Here is a 3,417-nt window from a genome sequence, read left to right as displayed (position 1 = left end):
CAGCACCGCTTCACCGATAGTTAAGATTGTTGATTCGCTGTCCAATAATGGTACCTATTCCGTAAACAATACCGTGGCATTGGGGCCAAACATCAAGGTAGAAATTAATGAAACACTCCCTAATAATTATCCTGATGGAAAATTAAGTTTTACCGAAACATTTAACGCTTACCTATACGAAAATGGCCGTAAGCTAACCATAACCGGAACCGATTTGACTGATAGATTGCGAATCGGCGATACTATGAGCTTAATCAAGCCTTCGGCAGCTTTAATCGATTTTCGGATACTAACCATCAGCTTTGCTGATAATAAAACAACCATTATTTCGGATATAGAACTAGATTTTTTAGTAGCACCCAAAGTTACCTATACCAAGTTATTTGCAATTAAAAACGTTACGCCAAAAACAATCGTAATCAGGGCTGGGATGGAAAAACTGGCCATTTCGGATATGGTTGCTTTTTTTAATAAGACATTCATTGATAGAGAAGGTATCCACTTGATTGAACATATCCTGTTAAGGCCAAAAAAACGCGATTTTGATAAACTATTAAACATTCATACCGATGTAGATTGTGTACAGTGCAAAATTGCCGATACCTATAGTTTTGTAATGACAGCCGTGTTGCCCTATTGGCCCGACCGTTTCCGCGATCGAAACTTTAGAACTTTTATTGAGAAAACATTGAGGGAAGAATGCCCCGCGCATGTTGTACTCAATGTGTGTTGGATAAATCCTTTGCAAATGGGGCAATTCGAAAAAGCGTATAAAAATTGGCTCATTCAAATCAATACCACAAGTACTGGCGATGCCGAAAGAGTTAAGGCACTTAAAAATTTTATAGAAATAATACAAGGTTTAAGGAGTGTTTATCCATCCGGAAAGTTGCACAGCTGCAACGAAAACGAAGTGCAGAAAAACCCACTCATTCTAAATCAAACTAACATTGGCATTTTTTAATTAATCTAGCTATGGAACTCATTAATAAAACAACGGTTTTTGAAGAAAACCAGGTACTTACGGCAGGTCAGCTTAATACCATGCAACAGTTCTTGTTTCAGGAAAGCAGATTAACCAGGATTAGATTGATTGGAAGAGGGATCGTTTGTGGCTTACATGCAACTTTTGGCGTAAATACCGTTCATATCTCAAAAGGGGTAGGCGTTACCTCCTGGGGCTTTCTGATTTCACTGGGCGAATGCGATTTAACACATTTTAAACCATATACTCCGCCAGATGGATTAGATTATAAATATTTTAATAAAGCTCCGCTTTTAGAATTGGTTACTGCAGAAAATGCAGCTGCGGTGGCGGCCACACCAATTAATGCGTCATTAATTTTAAGCGATTATGTGGTTGTGCTGTTTTTAGAATCAGCAGCAAGGGATCTTAAAAGCTGCTTGGGTAAAAGCTGCGATGATTTAGGTAAAGAAAATACGCCATGCATCTACATAGCGTTTGTTTACCCAATGAAGATGCCTTTCCAATGCATTTGATGTTGGGGACTAAGGCTTGTCCTCCCTCCATTTACCGTCAGGAATTTGAATATTCACCTTTATTTAATGAGTATAAAGACTGGAGCAAAAAACTGGTTTCGGTTTTTGGAAGAACCTTGACCATGTTAAACGGTTATTATGATTCCTTAACCGAAAAAGGCGAAAGGGGCATTTTAGCCACACCAAGCAAAGAAAAGTGGCAAAACATTGGCAAGCGGGCTTTCCCAATTTATTTCGATCCCAATATCGATGAATTTGAAAAGTACTGGAACGAATCTTTATGTCTTGGCTGCGATAATGGTAAACCGCTCAGTTATCACTATCAAATGCCTGCAAACCTGCAGCAGTATGGTATGAGCAAGTTAGAAGCACCACTACTGTATAATTTAACCGATACCAGCTTTTTTAGAATGGAAGGCCATTTAGCTATGCCAGAAGATACAGCCGTTTTGCAGTACAAAAAACTACAACGCCGGTTTAACCTGCCCTTTAAGGTCCGTTCTATTTTTATGGGCGAAGGAGGAACCGTGAAAACGATATGCCGCTATCCTGATCTCGATTCGCAATATTTGGTATGGCGCAATGTAATGTTATATTATCTCAATAACCTGATCAAATACAGTACCCTGGCTGAAAAAATGATAGCMCGGTTTGATGATGTAAAAGATGCAGCTAAAGATGCCGTGAGCGGTGTAAATGTTAAAAAAGAAGCTACAGCGCATACAAATGCAGCTGGAAAGGAAACTTTCAGTGATTCAGGCGTTAATACTGAGAAAAAATCTATATTCAGCAATATAAACACCGCTTTTATTAAAGCTGGTATGGTTAACGAACGCATCAACCAGGCCAATTATAGCAAAATAAATAATAGTAAAGGCAGACTGGAACAAACACCCGACGATCTGCAGCGTGAAGTATTGCACCTGGTTGCCCGTTTCAACGATAACATCGAGGAGTTAATTGCTACGCTTACTTTAGAATTTTCTGATTTTGATGAAAACCGTTTTAAAACAGTGTATACAGATTTAATTGTAACCTACGTAAGTGGGATGAAGCTCATGGTCAAAATCATTAATAACGATGGCAATGTAGAGCTAATGGCTTACCTCATGGCCGCCACCTTGTTACATAGAGGCTTAAATGTGTTGATGATCAGGCCTTATATCAATATAGGTACTTTAACTGATATTCGGTCGCAAAGGAATAAAAGCCTGTCTACCAATATCTCATTTTATGATTATATCCGCAAAGCAGGAGCTGTAGAACATTTGGCAGGCGTAAATAAAGGCAATACCCTGTTATTATTGTACCATACAGGCAAAGAAATCGAATACCAAACCATTGGAAAAGCGCCTGAGGCTTTGCCGGTAACGCATAAAGAAGCAGAGGTGGCGGAGCTTGTAACAGCCGAAAAGGCAATTAAAGCCAATTACGAATTAAAGTCTTCAGAAATAAGAGCTCGTATAAAAGAACGTGAAAATGAACTGACCCAAACTGAACTTCAGTTAAAAAAGACTTTAGAAAGTAGGAAGGCCGAAATAAATAAGCGTAAGGTCTTAACAGACGATGAAATCAAGAAAGAAGAATCTCTCTTAAAAACTGAGCTGGAAACAAAAACAAGAGAACTCAAGTCAACAGAAGGTGATGCCGTTAAAAGCGAAGCGATTGAAAAGGAATACAAAGAAAGAATAGTTTTACTACGGAAAAATACAGAATCGGATAAAACAAAAGAGATCAACGAACTAACGAAAAAAATAAAATCTGAATTGGCAGAAAAGCAGAAAAGTGGTGCTGAAGAAATAGAAAAAGCCAGGAAAGAAGAAACTGATGCACAGAAAGAGTACGAAACCCATTTAGCGGCGCTTCATGAAAAGCGTAAGGCGGTAGAAAAAGGAACAAAAGAGAAAGAGTTAGAAG

The 3,417-nt window shown here is 38.6% G+C and carries 3 protein-coding genes; all 3 read left to right on the top strand.

Annotated features, from left to right (window positions below):
- Positions 1–964 (top strand): hypothetical protein (locus tag AC1DND_RS26705; RefSeq protein WP_477585732.1); only part of this gene is annotated, 964 nt, incomplete at its 5' end.
- An 11-nt stretch (positions 965–975) separates the two neighbouring features.
- Complete coding sequence (locus tag AC1DND_RS26700) at positions 976–1,500, top strand: hypothetical protein (RefSeq protein ID WP_477585731.1); 525 nt, start codon at positions 976–978, stop codon at positions 1,498–1,500.
- Positions 1,446–3,417: hypothetical protein (locus AC1DND_RS26695; RefSeq protein ID WP_477585729.1), on the top strand; the 1,972-nt coding region annotated here is incomplete at its 3' end. The genes AC1DND_RS26700 and AC1DND_RS26695, both read left to right, overlap by 55 nt.

This window comes from Pedobacter sp. 01N416, from assembly GCF_056399685.1.
Note: the sequence above shows the minus strand (reverse complement) of the source record. Positions and strands in the feature narration are given on the sequence as shown.

What these genes read in the sequence shown, in the direction of transcription:
- AC1DND_RS26700 (WP_477585731.1), top strand. Translation starts at nt 976, where the DNA reads ATGGAACTCATTAATAAAACAACGGTTTTTGAAGAAAACCAGGTACTT.